At 71.9% G+C, this 19,384-nt stretch carries 16 protein-coding genes; 6 read left to right on the top strand and 10 right to left on the bottom strand.

The window, feature by feature from the left end:
* The first annotated feature begins 98 nt into the window (after window positions 1-98).
* Window positions 99-1,466: a cellulase family glycosylhydrolase gene (locus tag HDG69_RS11700; RefSeq protein WP_171783937.1), complete on the top strand. Its 1,368-nt coding sequence runs from the start codon at window positions 99-101 to the stop codon at window positions 1,464-1,466.
* A 54-nt stretch (window positions 1,467-1,520) separates the two neighbouring features.
* Here HDG69_RS11700 and HDG69_RS11695 read toward each other — a convergent pair whose 3' ends face one another.
* The 9 genes from HDG69_RS11695 to HDG69_RS11655 form a co-directional block, all read right to left on the bottom strand.
* Complete coding sequence (locus tag HDG69_RS11695; protein WP_171783936.1) at window positions 1,521-3,008, bottom strand: class I SAM-dependent DNA methyltransferase; 1,488 nt, start codon at window positions 3,006-3,008, stop codon at window positions 1,521-1,523.
* Entirely contained in the window at window positions 3,001-3,597 is a 597-nt protein-coding gene (locus HDG69_RS11690) for a VapC50 family PIN domain-containing toxin (protein WP_171783935.1), read from the bottom strand. The genes HDG69_RS11695 and HDG69_RS11690 overlap by 8 nt, the downstream gene beginning before the upstream one ends.
* Before the next feature lie 6 nt (window positions 3,598-3,603).
* Entirely contained in the window at window positions 3,604-4,128 is a 525-nt protein-coding gene (locus tag HDG69_RS11685; protein WP_171783934.1) for a helix-turn-helix domain-containing protein, read from the bottom strand.
* Between the two features lie 11 nt (window positions 4,129-4,139).
* Window positions 4,140-5,129, bottom strand: a complete 990-nt coding sequence (locus HDG69_RS19080; RefSeq protein ID WP_246256426.1) for a GIY-YIG nuclease family protein — start codon at window positions 5,127-5,129, stop codon at window positions 4,140-4,142.
* Window positions 5,126-6,388, bottom strand: coding sequence for a restriction endonuclease subunit S (locus tag HDG69_RS11675; protein ID WP_171783933.1), 1,263 nt, complete (start codon window positions 6,386-6,388; stop codon window positions 5,126-5,128). Before HDG69_RS11675 ends, HDG69_RS19080 begins: the two co-directional genes overlap by 4 nt.
* A complete protein-coding gene (locus HDG69_RS11670) occupies window positions 6,385-8,697 on the bottom strand; it encodes a DEAD/DEAH box helicase family protein (protein ID WP_246256424.1) in 2,313 nt (770 codons plus the stop codon). The genes HDG69_RS11675 and HDG69_RS11670 overlap by 4 nt, the downstream gene beginning before the upstream one ends.
* A 598-nt stretch (window positions 8,698-9,295) precedes the next feature.
* A complete protein-coding gene (locus HDG69_RS11665; protein WP_171783931.1) occupies window positions 9,296-10,951 on the bottom strand; it encodes an FAD-dependent oxidoreductase in 1,656 nt (551 codons plus the stop codon).
* Window positions 10,948-13,182 carry a molybdopterin oxidoreductase family protein gene (locus tag HDG69_RS11660; protein WP_171783930.1) on the bottom strand — a complete coding sequence of 745 codons (2,235 nt, stop codon included), beginning with the start codon at window positions 13,180-13,182 and terminating at the stop codon, window positions 10,948-10,950. Before HDG69_RS11660 ends, HDG69_RS11665 begins: the two co-directional genes overlap by 4 nt.
* On the bottom strand, window positions 13,179-14,585 hold the full coding sequence (locus tag HDG69_RS11655) for an MFS transporter (protein ID WP_171783929.1): 1,407 nt from the start codon (window positions 14,583-14,585) through the stop codon (window positions 13,179-13,181). The genes HDG69_RS11660 and HDG69_RS11655 overlap by 4 nt, the downstream gene beginning before the upstream one ends.
* Before the next feature lie 237 nt (window positions 14,586-14,822).
* Between HDG69_RS11655 and HDG69_RS11650 the strand changes: the two genes are divergently transcribed.
* Genes HDG69_RS11650 through HDG69_RS11630 form a run of 5 tightly spaced genes read left to right on the top strand, consistent with a single transcriptional unit; the run spans window position 14,823 to window position 18,369 of the window.
* Window positions 14,823-16,133, top strand: a complete 1,311-nt coding sequence (locus HDG69_RS11650; RefSeq protein ID WP_171783928.1) for a molybdopterin molybdotransferase MoeA — start codon at window positions 14,823-14,825, stop codon at window positions 16,131-16,133.
* A complete protein-coding gene (mobA, locus tag HDG69_RS11645) occupies window positions 16,130-16,750 on the top strand; it encodes a molybdenum cofactor guanylyltransferase (RefSeq protein ID WP_171783927.1) in 621 nt (206 codons plus the stop codon). Before HDG69_RS11650 ends, mobA begins: the two co-directional genes overlap by 4 nt.
* A complete protein-coding gene (locus HDG69_RS11640; protein WP_171783926.1) occupies window positions 16,747-17,043 on the top strand; it encodes a DUF6457 domain-containing protein in 297 nt (98 codons plus the stop codon). The genes mobA and HDG69_RS11640 overlap by 4 nt, the downstream gene beginning before the upstream one ends.
* Complete coding sequence (moaA, locus tag HDG69_RS11635) at window positions 17,040-18,122, top strand: GTP 3',8-cyclase MoaA (protein ID WP_171783925.1); 1,083 nt, start codon at window positions 17,040-17,042, stop codon at window positions 18,120-18,122. The genes HDG69_RS11640 and moaA overlap by 4 nt, the downstream gene beginning before the upstream one ends.
* Before the next feature lie 4 nt (window positions 18,123-18,126).
* Entirely contained in the window at window positions 18,127-18,369 is a 243-nt protein-coding gene (locus tag HDG69_RS11630; RefSeq protein WP_171783924.1) for a MoaD/ThiS family protein, read from the top strand.
* 21 nt (window positions 18,370-18,390) lie between these two features.
* On the opposite strand, the gene HDG69_RS11625 is transcribed toward HDG69_RS11630, so the two are convergent.
* A complete protein-coding gene (locus tag HDG69_RS11625; protein ID WP_171783923.1) occupies window positions 18,391-19,380 on the bottom strand; it encodes an electron transfer flavoprotein subunit alpha/FixB family protein in 990 nt (329 codons plus the stop codon).
* Window positions 19,381-19,384: the final 4 nt, after the last annotated feature.

The raw sequence follows: 19,384 nt of genomic DNA, 5'->3' as shown, positions 1-19,384 counted from the left end.
CGGACGATGCTAACTTAAACGCTTAATGCTCTGGTGGCAGAGCCCCTTCCCCCTGCACGGTGACCGTGCAGAGGGCAACGAGACCGAGAGGAACTCGCATGACGACCATTCGCACCCGCAGCGTCGCGGGCATCGCAGCAGCCGCGCTCGCGGCCGGAGGACTGACCGCGCTGGCCGCGCAGTCGGCCGCCGCGGACGAACCACCCGGCCTCCACGTCACCGACGGCCGCCTCCTCGAGGCCGACGGCACCGACCTGGTGCTGCGCGGCGTCAACCACCCGCACGCCTGGTACACGCACACCACCACCCAGGCACTGGCCGACATCAAGTCGGTCGACGCCAACGCCGTGCGCGTGGTGCTCGCCAGCGGCGACCGCTGGACCCGCACCGACTCCGCCGAGGTCGCGACCATCGTCGACCAGTGCGAGGCGAACCGGCTGATCTGCCAGCTCGAGGTGCACGACACCACCGGCTACGGCGAGCAGGCGGGCGCCGCCACCCTCGACCAGGCCGCCGACTACTGGGAGTACCTCTACCCCACGCTCGCCGGCAGCGAGGACCACATCATGGTCAACATCGGCAACGAGCCCTACGGCAACGACGCCGCGGTCAACGCCGGGTGGGCCGACGACACCTCCGCCGCCATCCACCGGCTGCGCCACGTCGGCTACGAGCACGTCCTGGTGGTCGACGCCCCGAACTGGGGGCAGGACTGGACGCACACCATGCGCGACCAGGCCCCGCTCGTCGCGGCGGCCGACCCCGACGCCAACACGATCTTCTCCGTGCACATGTACGGCGTGTACGCCCAGGGCTCCACCGTCACCCAGTACCTGGAGCACTTCGTCGACGCCGGGCTGCCCCTGATGATCGGCGAGTTCGGCTGGGACCACTCCGACGGCAGCGTCGCCCTGGACACGATCCTCGCCGAGAGCGAGCGCCTCGGGATCGGCTGGCTCGCCTGGTCGTGGAGCGGCAACGGCAGCCCCGTGGAGTACCTCGACCTGGTCGAGGGCTTCGACGTGACGAACCCGTCGCCCTGGGGCGAGCGCATCTTCACCGGACCGGACGGTCTCTCGGAGACCTCCGTCGAGGCCTCCGTCTTCGGCGGCGCCCCGGACCCCGACCCGACGCCCGACCCGGACCCGACCCCGGACCCCGACCCGACCGAGGACCCGGGTGACGGCTCCTGCACCGCCGCGCTCACCGTCGTCGGCTCCTGGCAGGGCGGCTACCAGGCCGACGTCACCCTCACCGCCGGGGACGCCCTGAACGGCTGGAGCACCACCCTGCCCGCAGGCATCGTGGTCTCCCAGCTCTGGGGCGGCACCCTCGCCGGCGACGGCGTCACCGTCACGCACGCGCCGTGGAACGGCACGCTCGGCACCGGGGCGACGACGTCGTACGGGTTCATCGGTTCCGGCGCCGCGCCGTCGGGCGCCGAGGTCGGCTGCTCCGCCGGCTGACCGGCAGGAAGGGCCTTCGGCTCTGCGGCAGCGGGGGCTGCCGCAGAGCCGAGGTCAGCTGGACACGGGGTCGCTGCTGCGCGCCGCCTCCAACGATTCCGCGACGGCGGCGAACTCCTCCAGTGCGGCGGTGAGGTCCTCGACGATCTCGCGGGCGATGACGTCCGGCGCAGGCAGGTCGTCCAGGTCCTCCAGCGACTCGTCGCGCAACCAGGTGATGTCGAGGTTGACCTTGTCACGCGCGACGAGCTCGTCGTAGGCGAACGCTGTGAACCGCTCCGACTCCACCCGATGCTCGCGCGGCCCGGCAGCGCGGGTGACGAAGTCGTCCAGGTGCGCACGGGTCAGCGGGTTCTGCTTGAGCGTGAAGTGCTGGTTGGTGCGCATGTCGTACACCCAGAGCTTCGACGTCCACGGCGTCTCGGACGCGGGCTTCTTGTCGAAGAACAGCACGTTCGCCTTGACGCCCTGGGCATAGAAGACGCCGGTGGGCAGTCGCAGCAGGGTGTGCAGGTCGAAGTCTCGTAGCAGCCGACGGCGGAGCGTCTCGCCGGCGCCCCCCTCGAACAGCACGTTGTCGGGCAGCACGACGGCGCCCCGTCCGTTGATGTCGAGGATCGTCATGATGTGCTGCAGGAAGTTGAGCTGCTTGTTGGACGTCGTAACGACGAAGTCCTGGCGTTCGATCTCGCGCTCCTCGCGGGCCTCCCGGCCGTCGGCGCCCACCATCGTGACCGACGACTTGGTGCCGAACGGCGGGTTGGCGAGGACGACGGACCAGCGGCGCACGGGGTCGGCGATGAGCGCGTCCTTGACCTCGATCACGGACTCGCCGTTGGCGTCGCCGATGCCGTGCAGCAACAGGTTCATCGCGGCCAGGCGCGCGGTGCCGTCCACCAGCTCCACTCCGTGCACGAACGTGTCCCGCAGGTGGTCGCGTTGTGGCGGCGTCATCGACCCTGCGTCGCGCGCGGCGTACTCGTGCGCGGCGAGGAGGAACCCGCCTGTTCCGCAGGCTGGGTCCACCACACTGTCCGCGACGGTGGGCTGCACGACATCGACCATCGCCGAGATGATGGACCGCGGCGTGAAGTACTGGCCCGCACCCGAACCCTTGTCGCTGGCGCCCTTGGACAGCAGCGACTCGTAGGCGTCGCCGTTGATGTCCGTTCCGGACTGCGACCAGTTCTCCTTGTCGATGAGGTCGTGGATCAGCCGCTTCAGCTTGGCGGGGTCCTGGATCCGGTTCTGCGCCTTGCGGAAGATCGTGCCGAGCGTGCCGGGCTGACGGCCCAGTCCCTGCAGGATGAGCGTGTACTCGGTCTCGAGCGCGGCACCGTCGGCGTCGAGCAAGCGCTGCCACGAGTACCGCTCGGGTACCACGCGCTCCGGCTTGAGCTTCCGAGTGGCGCGCTCGTGCGCCATCTTGAGGAACAGCAGGTACGTCAACTGCTCGGTGTACTCGATGACGCCGACGCCGTCGTCGCGCAGCACGTTCGCGTACGACCACATCTTGTCGACCAGACGGCGAGCGTCAGCCATGCCGGTCCTCCTCACGTTCCAAGGCGGCGACCAGGAGGGTCGCCGCGTCTGTCATGTCGTACCGTGCCTCGAGCGTGGCCACGAGCTCGCGCACCGTCCGGGCCGGGTTCTGGTAGCGCTGTGCGATGTTCTCGAGCGCCCGCAGCGCGAACCCCGGTGACACCGAGACCGTGTCGGCGGCGAATCGCGCCGCCGAGACTGCGCCGATTCCTTCGGGCAGCCGATCTTCCGGGAGGTCCTTGAGGTTGCTCGACACGATCACACCGGCGCCGCCGACGACCGCTGCGGCCACCAGATGCTCGTCGTCGGGGTCGGGCAGGCCGTAGGAACCGACGAGCGGTTCCCAGCCCTGCACGCACGAATCGTCAAAGGCTTGGGTCATCTGTGTGACGAGCCATTCAGCTGCTGCGTGCGCCTTCTTCGGGGTGGCGCCGCGGCGCACACGTTTGGCCTCTTCCGCCCACGTCAACTCTTGCAGGACGGCGGTGGACCAGATGGGCCGGTAGAGGCCTTCGGCCGCCATCGAGAGCAGGACGTCGCGTTGCAGGCTCGGCCAGAGAACGGAGGTGTCGAGGAGCGCGGTAAACACGTCGGCTCAGGCGTCCCGCTTGCCGGCCACGGCCTTGCGGGCTTCCCGGAGCCTTTCGATCATCAGCTCGGGGTTCTCCTCATCATCCAGGTCGACCGAGGTCGCCTCGAGCATCGCGTACTGGCGGCGACGGCGCTTCTCCCGGTAGGCGAGCACGTCACCGAGCGCGAGCCGCCGACGGGATCCCACGCGTTCCGCCGACAGCTCACCGGACTCGACGAGCCGGACGACCGTCGGCCTGGAGACCCCCAGGAGGTCAGCCGCCTGTTGGGTGGTGAGTTGTGGCTCCTGGAGGCTGATCGTGACGGCCTTGCCCGCGGCCATCGCATCGACCGCCTGCCGGAGCACCAGGTAGAGCGTCTCGGGCAGCTCGACCTGGTCGCCTTCGCTGTCACCGACCAAGAGGAAGCGAGAGTTCGGCGCGCTGCCGTGCTTGCTCTCGTGGGCGGCCATGAAGCTCCGCACGTCAGCGAGCGCGCTGTCACTCTCGTGCGGTACGTACGTCTCTGCAACAACCGACCTGGCAGCCATGTTGACCTCCTTCAGTGCAGCAATCGTACGCGCTTTCGGAACGTTCGAATACCGGAATCAGACGCCCCGGTCCTCCCATCCCCCGAATGTCGTCCCGTCGTCCGCCACCCATGCCTTGCGCCCGTTGGCCGACGTGGCACCCTGCACCACCGCTCCTGCGGCGGACGACGAGCTGAAGACCACGTCGCGGATGAGCGTCGCGACGTGCCCTCGACGTGCGCGGACCCGTCGGCGATCAGCTGTGCGTGCCGCTCCTGACGAGCCGCGCACTGACGAGCGGTGCTCGTCCCGTGGCCCGCGCGCGGCGGCATCGATGCCCGGATACGCGATCCGGTCAGCACGGTGAATACACCATCCACCTGCTGGGCACGCGCGTCGACGCCATGCTTGCGGTTGCGGAGGTGGAACACCGGCGACGTCGCAGCGTCGGTTGCCACCATGTCCGCCGGCGTGGCACTGCGCGTGGTCGACGGCGAGACGTCACGGCCACGGAACAGGTCGATCCCGAGGACCGGCAAGAGGATCCGCAGCTGCTCGATGAAGTAGTCCATGTCCGAGGCGTCTGCCTCGGGGAGGGGTGCTCCACCCGTCGGCGCGTTGCCGTTGAGCAACGGCGCACGGCCAGTCACCTTCGCCAATGCGACCAGTCGCGCCTCCAGATACCGCACGTGCGCGCTCGTGAGGTTGGCATCCTTGGACGTCACCAGCACGACCTCGTCCCAGAATTCCTTGTGCGCGTCGTGCTGCGTCAACCGGCTCGCGACGTCGTCGCTCTGACCGATGTACGCACGCCGACCGCCGGTGGTCTCCGGGTCGTCGCTCAGCAGGATGTACACACACGTGCGCTGTGCCTCCGGACGACGGCGGATCTCCCCCAGCTTGTCGTGCTTGCCGCGCAGCACGTGGCCCGTCCAGTTCATGATCTCGGCCGTCATCAGGCCACCGGGTGTGCCGTCGACCAGGAACAGCCGCACCTGCTTGCCTGGAGTGCGCACCATCACGCCATCGCCTCCGCGAGTTCCTCCACGCGGTCCACGTCCGACGACGCGCCCGTCATGCGGCCGGAGAACGCGGCGATCAGGAGGGAGCGGCGGAGGCGGTCAGCCCGGCGGAGCTCCCGATCTACGGCATCAACAACGGTCCCAACCATCTCGGCCGACCGAGCACAGCGTTCGACGACGGCGGTCTGTGCATCCTCATCCATCACGGGAACCTGGATCGACAGCAGGGCCTTCTGCGAGATGTTGCGCATCGAGTCCTTCGTACCCGTCGCCAACCGTGAGATCTGATCGCGGGATCCGGGGGCCTGGAGCACCTCGTGGAGCCACTCAGCGGACACGCCTGGCGCAGGCATGAGGCGAAGACTCTTGTCGCTGAGCAGCAGGCGCGGTCTGGCCTCCTTCACAAGGACGCTCGCCCCCACGTAAGCCGATGTGTTGGCACGACTGACGAGCAGGTCGCCCGGCAGAATCTCGTATCGGGCGTTCGCCTTCTCTGCGGGGATGAGCTTGTTCTCGTTGGGACGGAACTCGCCCCACGTCATCGCACTGACCTTGATGATGCCCCACTCGTCCGCGGCCGCCGGCGGGGCAGCACCACCGAGGGACCTGCCCGCCTCTACCTTCGCGACCAGGTCGCCGAGCGGCACGAGTTCGGCACCGAACTCGTCCAGCGCGGACTGTCGATACGCCTGACGCAGAGAGTTTGCTCGCTTGTGCACCGCGTGCAGGTAGTCCACCCCAGCGTCGAGGCGGGAGAGGTGGTCCTCAAGGATCTCGACGATCCGCTCCTGCTCCGACGGCTCAGGCCACCACAGTCTCGTTTCCGCGAACCGCTTCGCGGAGATCTCTTTGAACGTCGTCCCGCTGGCGCGCGCCTCGAGATCGGGCTTGGCCGCAACTAGGAACCAGTAGAGGTATTTCGAGTCGATGCCCGACGGTGGAACGGCAGTCTTGCAACCTTGGTTCGTGCTGAGTTCCTGGCCTGCGATGGCTACGTACCCGACCGGGGCTCGGGAACTGACCACTACCGAGCCTTCCGGAACAAGAGTCGCGCCGCACGATCTGTACCCCTCGTCGGACAACGAGCGAGCCCCGGAATACAGCACCTGGGACCGATCGCGCGACATATCGGCAGGAGTGATCCAGGGAACTTCGCCACCCCAGAAACGATCTACGGCGGTCTTCGGTGTTCCGCCCGACACGACCTTGCAGACGTCACCCAACGGCGCGCTCGACCACCCGGCCGGCACCTCGATCACGCGGTGAGCTCCCGGTTCAACTCGTTGAGCAGCTCCCCAGCATCATCGCCCAGATCCCGGAGCGCACCGTCGACACCGCCACGCTCGGTGAACGGGGCCTCATCCAGATCGTCGGCGTCAATGCCTGCGGAGTGGGCGATCACAGTCGCCATGTTGTCGAGCCACCACCTCTGTTGCGGAGTGAAGACGACCCCGGCTTGCTGTTGCTGCGCCAGCCAGCCCGCGTACCGCTCCGACACCCTGTCGGCGTACGGGACCAGCTCGTCGTCGGCCTGCAGCGTAAACCGCAGGAGCGAGACCAGGTCCGTGATCTGCGCCCGCGCGTTGTGACGTACGCGACCCTTCGCCACCTGCTCGTACGCGGCCCACAGGATGTCGGGCGTCCAGCGGTGCGGTGGCCGGGCGATACGGTCGGCAAGTTCCTGTACCTGCTCGAACGTCACGCCCGAGCGTCGTGCACCACCGTCCTTCGCTTCCTGCAGCACCTGGATCGCGGCGATCTCGTCCCGGTGCTCGGTGAGGTACTCGAACCAGGACTCCACCACAGTCCATGCCCGGTGAGGATCGACCACGCCGTACGCGTCTTCAAGGACGTCGGGGTTGACGTCGTCGATGATCAGGTCGTGCTGGCGGCGCAGTTCCAGGATGCGGGTGCGCAACTCGGGGTTAGCGGCCAGCGGCTCGATCGCCGCCTCGATCATCCGCTCGGCCACATCCTCGATCGTCGGCTCAGGATCCCCCGCCGCGAGCGCCGCCGCGCTCTCCTCGGTGAGCCGGTCCTGCTGGATCTCAGGGTCGACGGCATCGACCAGCCCGCGTGCGATCTGCTTGAGCGGCTGCCTCGCGACGCCGTCGAGCTCCGCCCGCTCGGACGGCGTGAGCTGCAGCTCCAGCGCCGAGAGCCGCGACGCGAGGGTCGCCGTCTCCGGCTCGGTGATGGTGAGGCTCGCCGCCTTTTTCAGCAACTGCTCCAGCGAGGCCGACCGGTCCCGGTTCAGCGGAGGGTCCACGAAGTCGTGCTCCGTGACGCCGACCGCGTCGACGATGACGAACCGTGTCTTCGCCGTCGCGCCGTCGTCGGGTGTCACTGCCTGGAAGTCTGCCGATGCGATCGTGCGCGCGCCGCGGCCCTTCATCTGCTCGAAGTACTGGGCGCTGCGTACGTCACGCAGGAAGAACACACACTCCAGCGGCTTCACGTCCGTGCCGGTGGCGATCATGTCCACCGTGACCGCGACCCGCAGGCTCGCCGAGGTACGGAATGCCTGGAGATGACCCTTCGGGTCCTTGGCCTGGTACGTGATCTTCGCGGCAAAGTCGTTGCCCTTGCCGAACACCTGCCGCACCTGCGTCACGACTTCCTCGGCATGCGCATCGTCCTTGCAGAAGATCAGTGTCTTCGGCACGGTCGTGCGGCCCGGGAAGATCTCGGTGAACAGCCGGTCGCGGAACGTCTCCAGCACCAGGCGGATCTGGTTGACGTTCGTCACCGCCCGGTCGAGCTGCGAGCGCTTGTACTCCAGCGTCTCGTCGATGGCCTCGATGCGCTGCACACGAGTTCGGCGGTCCACCTTTGGTACGTGTGTGCCCGCCTCGATTGTCGCGCCGTGCTCCGACACCTGGGTGCGGATCCGGTAGATGTCGAAGTCGACGTTCACGCCGTCTGCCACGGACTCGGTGTACGTGTACTGGGAGACGAGGTTCTGGCGGAAGAACGCGAACGTCTGCTTGCCCGGCGTCGCCGTCAAGCCCAGGACGTGCGCGTCGAAGTACTCCAGCACCCCGCGCCACACGCCGTAGATTGACCGATGTGCCTCGTCCACGATCACCAGGTCGAAAGACTCCGGCGGTATCTCAGGGCTGTACTGCACCGTCACGGGCTCGTCCGGCACCCAGTCGTCGAGCTGCGGGTCGTCACCCTCGGGAACGTCCTTGCCGCGCAGCACCGAGTGGACACGTTGGATGGTGGATATCACGACGTCGGAGCTCGCCAGCATCCCCGCCGCCTGCAGCTTCTGGACGCTGTAGATCTCCGTGAACCGCCGCCCGTCGTCCGGCGTCGCGTAGTTGGAGAACTCCCCCGCCGTCTGGTCGCCGAGATTGTTGCGGTCGACCAGGAAGAGGATGCGACGGAACCCGGCGTGCTTGAGCAGCCGGTAGGACAGCGTGACGGCGGCGAAGGTCTTGCCCGCGCCCGTGGCCATCTGCACCAGCGAGCGGTCCGACCGCTGCGCGGCCAGCGACCGCTCCGCGTTGGTGATCGCGTCGATCTGCGCCGGCCGCAGGCTCTCGACGTCGAGCGGCGGCATCGAGCGCACCTTGGCCCGCCAGGTCGGGCGGTCCGGGTCGGTCTCGGCGTCCCGGACCAGGCGCGCCAGCGTGGACGGCCGGGGGAACGCGAAGAGCCGGCGTGCCCGCGGGTCAGGGTCGTAGCCGTTGGTGAAGTGCGTCTCGCTGCCAGACGCCTCGAAGACGAACGGGATCCGACCGCCCACGGTGAACGCCCGCTTGCGGTGCCGCTCCGGCAGGCCGGTGGCGTACATCGCGGACTGCCACTCCACCCCGCTCAGCGTGGTGCCGACCGGCTTGGCCTCGATGACCCCGACGACCTTCTTGTCCACGTACAGCAGGTAGTCCACCCGGCCGTGACCCGGCGCCATCACCACCTCGCGGACCGCGACGCCGTGCTCGCCCGGGCGACCCCCGAACAGGTTCAGGTTCTTGGCGTCCTGCACCGCCCACCCCGTGGCGGCGAGCTGGGTGTCGATGAGCACACGGGCACGAGCCTCCGCGGGGAGGCGATCCATCACGTCGTCGCTGGTCATCCCGACCCACCGTACCGGGATGCTTGGAGTCCGGTGCGCCCGACAGCGAGGGGAATGCGTCGGGCGCACCGGGGCTGGGTGGTCACACGCTGGCGAGACCGGCCGGCTCGGGCTCCGCGTCCGCGGCCTCGCCGCCGTCGGCGCGGCTCGCCGCTAGCCAGTCCGCCAGCCCGCACACGGCCTCACGGCAGCTGCCGCAGCCCGTCGTCGCGCGCGTGGCGGTCGCGATGTCCTCCGGCGTGCGGGCGCCGTCGTCCCAGCAGCGCGTGATGTCGTGCTTGGTGACGCCGTTGCACCGGCAGACGGTGGTGTCGTCGGGCATGTGCTCCGGCGACGACGCCGGCTCCGCGCTCGGCATGACCGGGGTCAGGAGCAGGAACGCCGGGTCCACCGGGACCGGGGTGCGGCGGGTGTAGGCGGCCGTGAGGTCCGCGGCGACCCGGGGGTCCCCGACGCAGGTGGCACCGACGAGGATCCCGTCGGCGACCACCGCCTCGACGTAGCGGCCCGCCGCGGCGTCGTGCAGCGTCACGGCCCGCTGACCCGGCACCTCCCGGTCCCGCGCGCCGCTCACCCCCATCGCGACAATGCTCAGCGATCCGGCCTTGACCTTCACCACGTCCGTCCCGCGGGTGTCCACGCCCGCGTCCGTGGCCGCGCGCGAGGCGATCAGCGTGCCGAGCCGCACCGCCATCGAGGGCCGCTCGCCCTCGTGGGGGAACCGCAGGTGCTCGCGAGGTGCGGTGACCCGCTTGGCCTGCTCGGCCCGGACCGCGACGAGCGAGGAGAGGTGGTCGGCGAGGCGTCGGGCCTGGTCCCACCCTTCGGCGACGAGGCCCCGGGAGCCCGTCGGGGGCTGGGCGCAGTCGCCGATCGCGAAGACGCGCGGGTCGTCGGGGCTCGCCAGGTCGTGCCCGACGACGATCCCGCGGTCCGTGCTCAGGCCGGCGTCACGGGCGAGCCCGGCCTCGGGCACGGTCCCCGTGGTCAGGACGACCAGCCGCGCCGCGACGACCTCCCCGTCCTCGCCGCCGGTGGCCAGCCGGACGCCCACCGCGCGCCCGCCCGCGACGAGCACCTCGCTCACGCTGGTCCGGCTGTGCAGGGTCACCCCGGATGCTTCCAGCCCGGCCGCGAGGACCGACCCCGCCGCCGAGTCCAGCTGACGGGCCATCGGTGCCGGCGCGGTGTCCACCAGCGTGACCTGCAGGCCTCGGCCCGCCAGGCCGTAGGCCGCCTCGACGCCCAGCACCCCGCCGCCGACCACGACCGCGCGGGGGGTGTTGACGCTCGCCGCCACGATCTCCCGGGCGTCGTCGAGCGTGCGCAGGGCGTGCACGCCCGCCGGCAGCCGCACCTCGCCGTCGTCGTCCACCAGCCCTGGCACCGGGAAGACCCTCGCCCGCGACCCGGTCGCGAGCACGAGATGGTCGTAGCCGTGCACGGCGCCCGCCGAGTCCGTCACCGTGCGGGCTCGACGGTCCACCGACACCGCGGACACGCCCCGGAGCGTGGTCACGTGCTCCCCGGAGGGCTCGGGCATGGTGATCGCCGCGACGTCGGTCCGGCCGGCGACCACGTCGCTCAGCAGCACCCGGTTGTACGGCTCGTACGGCTCGGCGCCCAGGATCGTGATGTCGAACGACTCGGCGCTGCGGCGGACCAGCTCGTCCACCAGGCGCGAGCCGACCATCCCGTGGCCGACGACGACGATCTTGAGCGGCACGTGGAGAGTCATGCCGGAACCTCCTGGCTGTCGTGGACGTCGCGCTCGCCGTGGGCGGCCGGGCTCACGCTGACCGCGCACACCTTGAACTCGGGCATCGAGGAGATCGGGTCGACGGCGTCGCTGGTGATGCGGTTGACGCTGCCGGCCCCGCTCCAGTGGAAGGGCATGAAGACCGTGTCGGGGCGGACGACGTCCGTCCACCGCGCCGTGGCCTCCACCACCCCGCGAGCCGAGGTGATGCGGACCCGGGCGCCGTCGGCGACCCCCACGCGCAGCCCGAGCTGCGGGTGGAGCTCCGCGTACGGCTCGGGGACGATCCGGTCGAGCTCGGGCACCCGGCGGGTCTGGGCCCCCGACTGGTAGTGCTGGAGCACCCGGCCGGTCACGAGGTACGTCGGGGCGTCCCCGCGCACGTCGTCGGTGGGACCGACGTGGTCGACCGGCACCATGCGCGCGCGACCGTCCGGTGTCTCGAAGCGGTCGAGGAACATCCGGGGCGTCCCGGGGTGCTCCGGCTCCCCCGCCGACGGGGCCGGGCAGGGCCAGAACAGCCCCGGGGCGCCGGCGTCCTCGGCGGCGTCCAGCCGTGCGTGCGACAGGCCCGAGTAGTCCGCGACGCCACCGGCCGAGGCCCGGGCGAGCTCGTCGAACACGACGGCGGGATCGGTGGGGAAGGACACCTCGGAACCGAGACGTCGCGCGAGCTCGGCGAGCAGCCACAGCTCCGAGCGGGCCTCGCCCGGTGCCGTGGTGACCTGCCGGCGCCGGATGACCCGGCCCTCGAGCGACGTCATCGTGCCCTCCTCCTCGGCCCACTGGGTCACGGGGAGCACGACGTCGGCCATGCGGGCGGTCTCCGACGGCACGAAGTCGCACACCACCAGCAGGTCGAGCGCCTCGAGGCGCTCACGGACCCGGTCGGCGTTCGGTGCCGACACCAGGACGTTGGAGCCGTGCACGAACAGCGCCCGGGGCCCGCCCGGGGTGCCGAGCGCGTTCAGGAGCGCCACGGCCGGCAGCCCCGGGCCGGGCAGGACGGCCGGGTCGACGCCCCACACCCCGGCGACGTGCTCACGTGCGGCCGGGTCGTCGATCTTGCGGTAGCCCGGGAGCTGGTCGTTCTTCTGGCCGTGCTCGCGGCCGCCCTGACCGTTGCCCTGGCCGGTCAGGCATCCGTAGCCGGACCCCTCCCGGCCGACCAGCCCGAGCGCGAGCGACAGGTTGATGGCCGCCGTGACCGTCGCCGTCCCCTGGGAGGACTGCTCGACGCCCCGTCCCGTGAGCACGTAGGCACCCCGGCCGCCGCGTGACGGGGCAGCGGCCGCCAGCCGCCGCGCCGTCGTGCGCAGCTCCTCGGCCGGGACCCCGCACACCGTCTCGGCGCGCTCGGGCCACCAGGCGGCGACCGAGCGGACGACGTCGTCCCACCCGCTGGTGCGCTCGGCGAGGTAGGTGCGGTCCGCCAGACCCTCGGCGACGACGACGTGCAGCAGCGCGAGCAGCACGACCATGTCGGTGCCGGGCACGGGCTGCAGGTGGATCCCCTGCCCGTCGGCGGCGAGCCGGGCCGTGGCCGAGCGGCGCGGGTCCAGCACCACCAGGCCGCCGTGCTCCCGGGCACCGGCGAGGTGCTGGACGAAGGGCGGCATGGTCTCGGCAGGGTTGGAGCCGAGCAGCAGCACGACCTCGGCCCCACCGAGGTCCGTCAGGGGGAACGGCATACCGCGGTCGGCACCGAACGACCGGTTGCCGGCCGCCGCCGCGGACGACATGCAGAACCGCCCGTTGTAGTCGATGTTCGGCGTCCGCAGCACCGTCCGCGCGAACTTCCCCAGCGTGTACGCCTTCTCGTTGGTCAGGCCGCCGCCGCCGAAGACCGCGACGCCCTGCGGGCCGTGCTCCGCCTGGACGGACCGCACACCCTCGGTGATCACGTCGAGGGCCTCGTCCCAGGTCGCCGCGGCCAGCTCCCCGTCGGCGCCGCGCACCAGCGGCGTGGTGATGCGGTCCGGCACACCGAGCACCGTGGCGCTCGTCCAGCCCTTCTGGCACAGGCCGCCGGCGTTCGTGGGGAAGTCTCGCGGTGCGACGACCGGCAGGGGCTCGCGCCCGGCCGGGGCCGACACCGACGCGGCGGGCGCGTCGGGTGCCGGGACCGGGCCGGGCGTGAGCTGCATGCCGCACTGCAGGGCGCAGTAGGGGCAGTGCGTCCTGACCGGTTCGGCGACGGTCCTGCTCATACGCGGGCCGCCCCCATGACCCCGCTGCGCCGGCCGTAGACGAACCAGGTGACGGCCGCCATCACCACGTACGCACCGACGAACACCCACAGGGCGGGGACCAGGGAGCCCGTCGCCGTGGTCGACATCGCGAAACCGCGCGGGATGAGGAAGCCACCGAAGGCTCCCACGGCACCGGCGACCCCGATGCACCCGGCGGCAGCCTTCGCCGTCGCGGCGCCGCCGCCCCGGGCGACCCGGAACGCGATCGGGATCATGCGGTAGACCGACCCGTTGCCGATGCCGGTCGCGACGAACAGCAGCATGAACGAACCGAAGAACAGCGCGAAGGACCCGGTCCCGAGCGCCTGGATCGCGCCGACGGCACCGATGATCATCACGGCGAAGCTGGCGACGGTCACGACCGCTCCCCCGAGCCGGTCGGCGATGATGCCGCCGACCGGACGGGCCACCGACCCGACGAGGGCGCCCATGAAGGCCAGCGAGAGGGTCACCTCGGGGAACTGGCCGGCCAGCAGCGTCGGGAACACCCCGGCGAACCCGACGAAGCTGCCGAACGTCCCGATGTAGATGAACGAGATGATCCAGGTGTGCTTCTCGCGCACCGCCGCGCCGAAGGACCGGGGGTCTGCCTTGGCCGTGCCGAGGTTGTCCATGAGCCGCCACGACAGGATCACGGCGAGCAGGATGAAGGGGACGAACACCAGCCCGGCGCGTTCCAGCGAGATCCCGGCCGCGGTGACGATGACCAGCGGGACGACGAACTGCACGACGGCGGTGCCGAGGTTCCCGCCGGCCGCGTTCCAGCCGAGCGCCGCACCCTTCTCCTTCTCGGGGAAGAAGAACGAGATGTTGGCCATCGACGACGCGAAGTTGCCACCGCCCAGGCCGGCGAGCGCGGCGACCAGCAGCAGCACGCCGAACGACGTCTCGGGACGCTGCACGATGAACGCCAGGGAGAGTGTCGGGATGAGCAGCAGCGCAGCCGAGATGACGGTCCAGTTGCGCCCGCCGAACACGGGCACCGCGAGCGTGTAGGGGATGCGCAGGGTGGCGCCGACGAGCGCCGGGACCCCGATGAGCCAGAACATCTGGTCGGCGGTGAGCGCGAAGCCCGCGGCCGGCAGCTGCGGCACGACGATCGACCAGATGGCCCAGACGCAGAACCCCAGGAACTCCGCGAAGATCGAGACCACGAGGTTGCGGCGGGCGATACGGCGTCCGCCGTCGCGCCAGAAGACCGGGTCCTCGGGGTCCCAGTGGTCGATCCACCGCCCGGAGCGGTGGACGGGGCGGCGCGGTGGAGCGTCCGTCCCGGCCGGGCCGGTGGCCTCGGCCGTCGTGGTGGCGGCGCTGGTCGGCGCCGCGTCGGACGATGCGGTCCCACTCGTCGGAGCAACCATCGTCGTTCTCCCATCCGTGCTCGTGCCCGGTGACGCCGGGCGAGGCCGCGGCCACCGACAGGTGTCGGGAGCCGGACCGGCTCGACGTCGTGCCGGTGAGGACGACAGTAGGAACGCGGTGTTTCGCTGCGCGGTGTGAAGCCGTGAATTCTCGATGAGGCGATTCTCTCAGGGGGCTGGGGCGCACTGTGAGGTCGTCGCTGCACCGGCGACACATCGGCGGCCTACGGTGAGCGCATGACCGGTCCGACGCCGCGCACGATCGCCGAGCACGTTACGGCGACGCTCGCCCTGGTGCGCCCGCTCGAGGTGATCGACGTGCCGCTGGACGCAGCCGACCCGATCGGCCTGGTCGTCGGACGTGACGTGGTCGCGGCAGCCCCCGTCCCGGCGTTCGACAACTCCGCGATGGACGGCTACGCCGTACGCAGCGCCGACCTGCCCGACGACGGCACGGACGTCACGCTGCCGGTGCTCGCCGACGCCCGCCCCGGCCACCCCCTCGATGCTGTGGGTGCACAACATCCGGGGGTGGTGCGGATCATGACCGGCGCACCCCTGCCCGACGGGTTCGACGCCGTCGTGCCCGTCGAGCGCACCTCGACCGGCCGGTTCGTCGCGGGCCGCCCGACGACGGAGCGGACGGTGACGCTGGGGCGCCAGCGGCGCGACCACGTGCGGCGGGCCGGTACCGACATCACCGCCGGCGAGGTGCTGGCCGACTCCGGCACCACGGTCGGCCCCGGTCTCGTCGCCGCCGCCGCCGCGGCCGGTCTCACCGCGCTGCCCGTGCACCGGCGACCGCGCGTCGCCGTGCTCTCGACCGGCACCGAGCTCGCCGGTCTCGGATCGACCGCCCCGGGGACGATCCCCGACTCGAACTCCCTCATGCTGGCCGCCCTCGCGCGGCAGGCCGGGGCGGACGTCGTCCGCGTCGGCGCGGTCCCCGACGCCGCCGACTCCCTGACTACCGCCCTCGACAGGGTTGTGGGCGCGATTTCCGTGCCCATTCATGCCGCAGAACGGGATGATTCGGGCCAGGTTTCGCGCCCACAACATCCGGGAGTGGATCTGATCGTGACCTCGGGGGGCGTCTCCGCCGGAGCGAGCGACGTGGTCCGCGAGGTGCTGGCCTCCGGGGCGGCCGATGGCGTGGACGTCGCGGCGGTCGCCATGCGGCCCGGCCGACCCCAGGCGCTCGCCACCTGGCGGGGGGTGCCGTGGATCGCCGTCCCCGGCAACCCTGTCAGCGCCCTCGTGTCCTTCGCGCTGTTCGCCCGGCCCGCCGTCGGACGGCTCGCGGGCCGGGACGGGCCTCCTCCGGCCAGCACGGTGCGCGCCGCGAGCGCGTGGTCGTGCCCGCCGCACGCCGAGCAGGTGCTCCCCGTCGTCACCGGCCCCGACGGCGTCACCCCGGCCGCGCGCGACGGGCACCACCTGTCCGCGCTCCCCCGGGCCGACGCCCTCGCCGTGGTCCCGGCCGGGACGCTGGGCGTCGCCGTCGGCGACGAGGTGACCGTCCACCCCCTGGGTGCGTGGTGCCCATGAGGTACGACGCCGTCGTCCTCGCGGGAGGTCGCGCCGCCCGTCTCGGCGGGACCCCGAAACCGCGCGTCGTCGTCGGGCACGCCACCCTTCTGGAGCATGCCCTGGCCGCCACCGCCGACGCCGAGCTGACCGCCGTCGTCGGACCCGACGAGATCCTCGGCACGGGCGGTGGGCCGCTCGTCGTCACCCGCGAGGATCCGCCCTTCGGCGGCCCCGTGGCCGGGATCGACGCCGGTCTGCGTGCGCTGGGCCGGCCCGGTGCACCGCCGTGGGTGCTGGTGCTGGCCGTCGACGTCCCCGGGGCGGCCGCCGCCCTGCCCGCGCTGCACGCCGCCGTCGCACGGCACCCGGAGGCCGACGGTGCCCACCTCGTCCGGGCCGGCCGCGCCCAGTGGCTCGTCGGCCTCTACCGCCGTGACGCCCTGGCCGCGGCCCTGCAGGGCACGGACCCGCACGGAGCCCCGGTGCGGACCCTGGCCGCCGGCCTGCACCTGGTCACGGTGCCCGACGAGACGGGGATGAGCGACGACGTCGACACCTGGGACGATAGGGACAGACTCACCGCACGGCTGGCGGACCGCCGTGCGACGGACGACGCCGAGGAGAGATCACCATGACGCAGGAGACGCCGACCGTGCTCGCCCGGTGGGTCGAGGCCGTCGAGGCAGAGCTCGAGCTGCCCGCCGGGAGCGTGGACGTCACCGAGGTCCTCGACCTCGCCCGCGACGCCGCGCACCACGTCGCCCGCCCCGCTGCCCCGGTCACCACCTACCTCGTGGGCTACGCGCGCGGGCTCGCCGCCGGGGCGGGCCCGCGCTTGCCCGACGACCAGCCCGACGACCAGCTCGCCGCCCAGGCCTCCCGGCTGGCACTCGGCTGGGAGCCCGCGTCGACGCGAGGAGACACATGACCTCCGTCGACCTCGGGATCCCGCAGGTCCCCACCGCCTGGCGGTCGCGCACCCTGCCCGCGGAACGTCCCGCCGGGCCCGGGCTCGTGGACCGGTACGGGCGGATCGCCACCGACCTGCGGGTCTCCCTGACCGACCGGTGCAACCTGCGCTGCACCTACTGCATGCCGGCCGAGGGCCTGCCGGCGCTGCCGCGGGACGCCGTCATGGCGCGCGCCGAGATCACGCGCCTGGTGGGCGTGGCGACCCGCGACCTCGGCGTGCGCCAGGTGCGGTTCACCGGGGGCGAGCCGCTGCTGCGCGGCGACCTGGTCGACGTCGTCCGCGACGTCGCGGCCCTCGAGCCCCGGCCCGAGATCAGCCTGACGACCAACGCCGTCGGGCTCGACACGCGGGCGGAGGCGCTGCGCGACGCCGGCCTGGACCGCGTGAACGTCTCCCTCGACACGCTCGACCCGGACACCTTCGCCACCCTCGCCCGGCGCCCGTTCCTCGAGCGGACGCTGGCCGGCATCGACGCCGCCGCCCGCGTGTTCGACCTGGTGAAGATCAACGCGGTCCTGGTGCGCGGGGTCAACCTCGACCACGCCGCCGACCTGCTGTCCTGGTGCCTGGAGCGCGGGTTCGAGCTGCGGTTCATCGAGCAGATGCCCCTGGACGCGGACCACTCGTGGGACCGCTCGGCGATGGTCACCGCGGCCGAGGTGCGCGGGCTGCTGGGCCGCCGGTTCGCGCTGGCGCCCGACGACGAGCCCCGCGACGGCGCCCCCGCCGAGCGCTTCGAGGTGCGCTCGCTCGCCACCGGGCAGCGGTGGGGGCGCGTCGGCATCATCGCGTCGGTCACCGAGCCGTTCTGCGCCGACTGCCGCCGCACCCGCCTCACCGCCGAGGGCGGGGTGCGCGACTGCCTCTTCGCGCACACCGAGACCGACCTGCTCGGTCCGCTGCGTGCCGGCGCCACCGACGCACAGCTCGCCGACCTGTGGCGGACGGCCATGTGGGGCAAGGGCGCCGGGCACGGGATGGACGACCCGTCGTTCACCCAGCCCGACCGGACCATGAGCGCGATCGGGGGCTAGGGGCATGGTGGAGCTGCGCTACTTCGCCGCCGCCCGGGCAGCCCTGGGCCGTCCCGGCGAGACGCTGGTGGTCGACGACGGCGCCACGGTCGGTGACGTCGTCGGGCGGCTCACGCAGAGGTCGCCGGAGGCCGCGGCGGTGCTGTCCCGCTGCTCGGTGCTGCTGGACGGGCGCCGGGCGGCCCCGGGCGACGTCGTGCCCGACGGTGCGCGACTCGACCTGCTGCCGCCCTTCGCCGGCGGCTGAGCCGCACCTGCGATCTCGCGGTCAGGCCTGCTGCTTGTGGGCGCGGATGACCTCGGCCGCCTGCGGGAGCACGTCGCTCAGGTCACCGACGACGGCGAAGTCGCAGATCTCGAAGATCGGCGCCTCGGGGTCGTTGTTGACCGCGACGACCACCTGCGACGCCTGCATGCCGCCACGGTGGTGCGGCGCGCCCGAGATGCCCGCACCGATGTAGAGCCGAGGCGCGACCGTCACGCCGGTCTGCCCGACGTACCGGTCGAACCACCCCTCGAATACGGCGTCGCGCGAGGCCCCGACGGCCGCGCCCAGGGCGTCGGCGAGCTCGGTGACCGGACCGAAGTCCCCGCCGGTGCCCCGGCCCCCGGCGACCACGATGGCCGCCTCCTCCAGCGTGGGCCGGTCGGCGTCACGGGCCGTGGCGGTCCGTGCGGCCACCGCGGGCAGCGGGGCGTCGACGGTGACGGCGAAGCCCTCGACCTCCGTGGCCACCGCGGCCTCGGCCGGCTGGGCCACGACGGCGTTGGCGCGGACCGTCAGGACGGCCACGTCGGTGGTGACCTCGCACGCCGTGTCCCAGGACCCGGCGAAGACACGCTTGGTCGCCACGACGCGGCCGTCGGTCCCCGAGGTCACCCCCGCGGCGTCGATGACGACCCCCGCGCCGAGAGCGCGTCCGGCCAGGGCCGCGGCCTCCTTGGCGGCGAAGGTGGAGGGCGCCAGCACGACGTCGGCGTCGGTGAGCCGCACGGCGGCGGCCAGCACCTCGGCGACGACGGCGGACAGGTGCCGGGCGTCGCCGCGCAGCTCGGCGGGCAGCTCGGCCTGGTGAACCGTCTCGACGCCGTACGCGCCGAGCTGGGCCAGCGCCTCGACGCTCGGAGCCTCCAGGGTGACGGCCTCGACCCGACCGAGCGAGCGGCCGATGGTCAGCAGCTCGAGCACGCTGGAGCGGACCTCGGTCGCAGGGTCGAGCAGGACCAGGACGGTGCGGTTGTGCGTGGGCTCAGACATGGCG

Origin of the sequence: Isoptericola halotolerans (assembly GCF_013149785.1) — a bacterium.
Lineage (GTDB): Bacteria > Actinomycetota > Actinomycetes > Actinomycetales > Cellulomonadaceae > Isoptericola > Isoptericola halotolerans.
The sequence above is the reverse complement of the archived record's forward strand: the minus strand, read 5'-3'. Positions and strand labels throughout refer to the sequence as shown.

Coding starts and splice junctions, on each gene's coding strand:
- HDG69_RS11630 (WP_171783924.1), top strand. CDS start 18,127: ATGGTGGAGCTGCGCTACTTCGCCGCCGCCCGGGCAGCCCTGGGCCGT.
- HDG69_RS11700 (WP_171783937.1), top strand. CDS start 99: ATGACGACCATTCGCACCCGCAGCGTCGCGGGCATCGCAGCAGCCGCG.
- HDG69_RS11695 (WP_171783936.1), bottom strand. CDS start 3,008: ATGGCTGACGCTCGCCGTCTGGTCGACAAGATGTGGTCGTACGCGAAC.
- HDG69_RS11670 (WP_246256424.1), bottom strand. CDS start 8,697: ATGCCGCCGCTCGACGTCGAGAGCCTGCGGCCGGCGCAGATCGACGCG.
- mobA (WP_171783927.1), top strand. CDS start 16,130: ATGAGGTACGACGCCGTCGTCCTCGCGGGAGGTCGCGCCGCCCGTCTC.
- HDG69_RS11685 (WP_171783934.1), bottom strand. CDS start 4,128: ATGGCTGCCAGGTCGGTTGTTGCAGAGACGTACGTACCGCACGAGAGT.
- HDG69_RS11655 (WP_171783929.1), bottom strand. CDS start 14,585: ATGGTTGCTCCGACGAGTGGGACCGCATCGTCCGACGCGGCGCCGACC.
- HDG69_RS11650 (WP_171783928.1), top strand. CDS start 14,823: ATGACCGGTCCGACGCCGCGCACGATCGCCGAGCACGTTACGGCGACG.
- HDG69_RS11625 (WP_171783923.1), bottom strand. CDS start 19,380: ATGTCTGAGCCCACGCACAACCGCACCGTCCTGGTCCTGCTCGACCCT.
- HDG69_RS11660 (WP_171783930.1), bottom strand. CDS start 13,182: ATGAGCAGGACCGTCGCCGAACCGGTCAGGACGCACTGCCCCTACTGC.
- HDG69_RS11665 (WP_171783931.1), bottom strand. CDS start 10,951: ATGACTCTCCACGTGCCGCTCAAGATCGTCGTCGTCGGCCACGGGATG.
- moaA (WP_171783925.1), top strand. CDS start 17,040: ATGACCTCCGTCGACCTCGGGATCCCGCAGGTCCCCACCGCCTGGCGG.
- HDG69_RS11640 (WP_171783926.1), top strand. CDS start 16,747: ATGACGCAGGAGACGCCGACCGTGCTCGCCCGGTGGGTCGAGGCCGTC.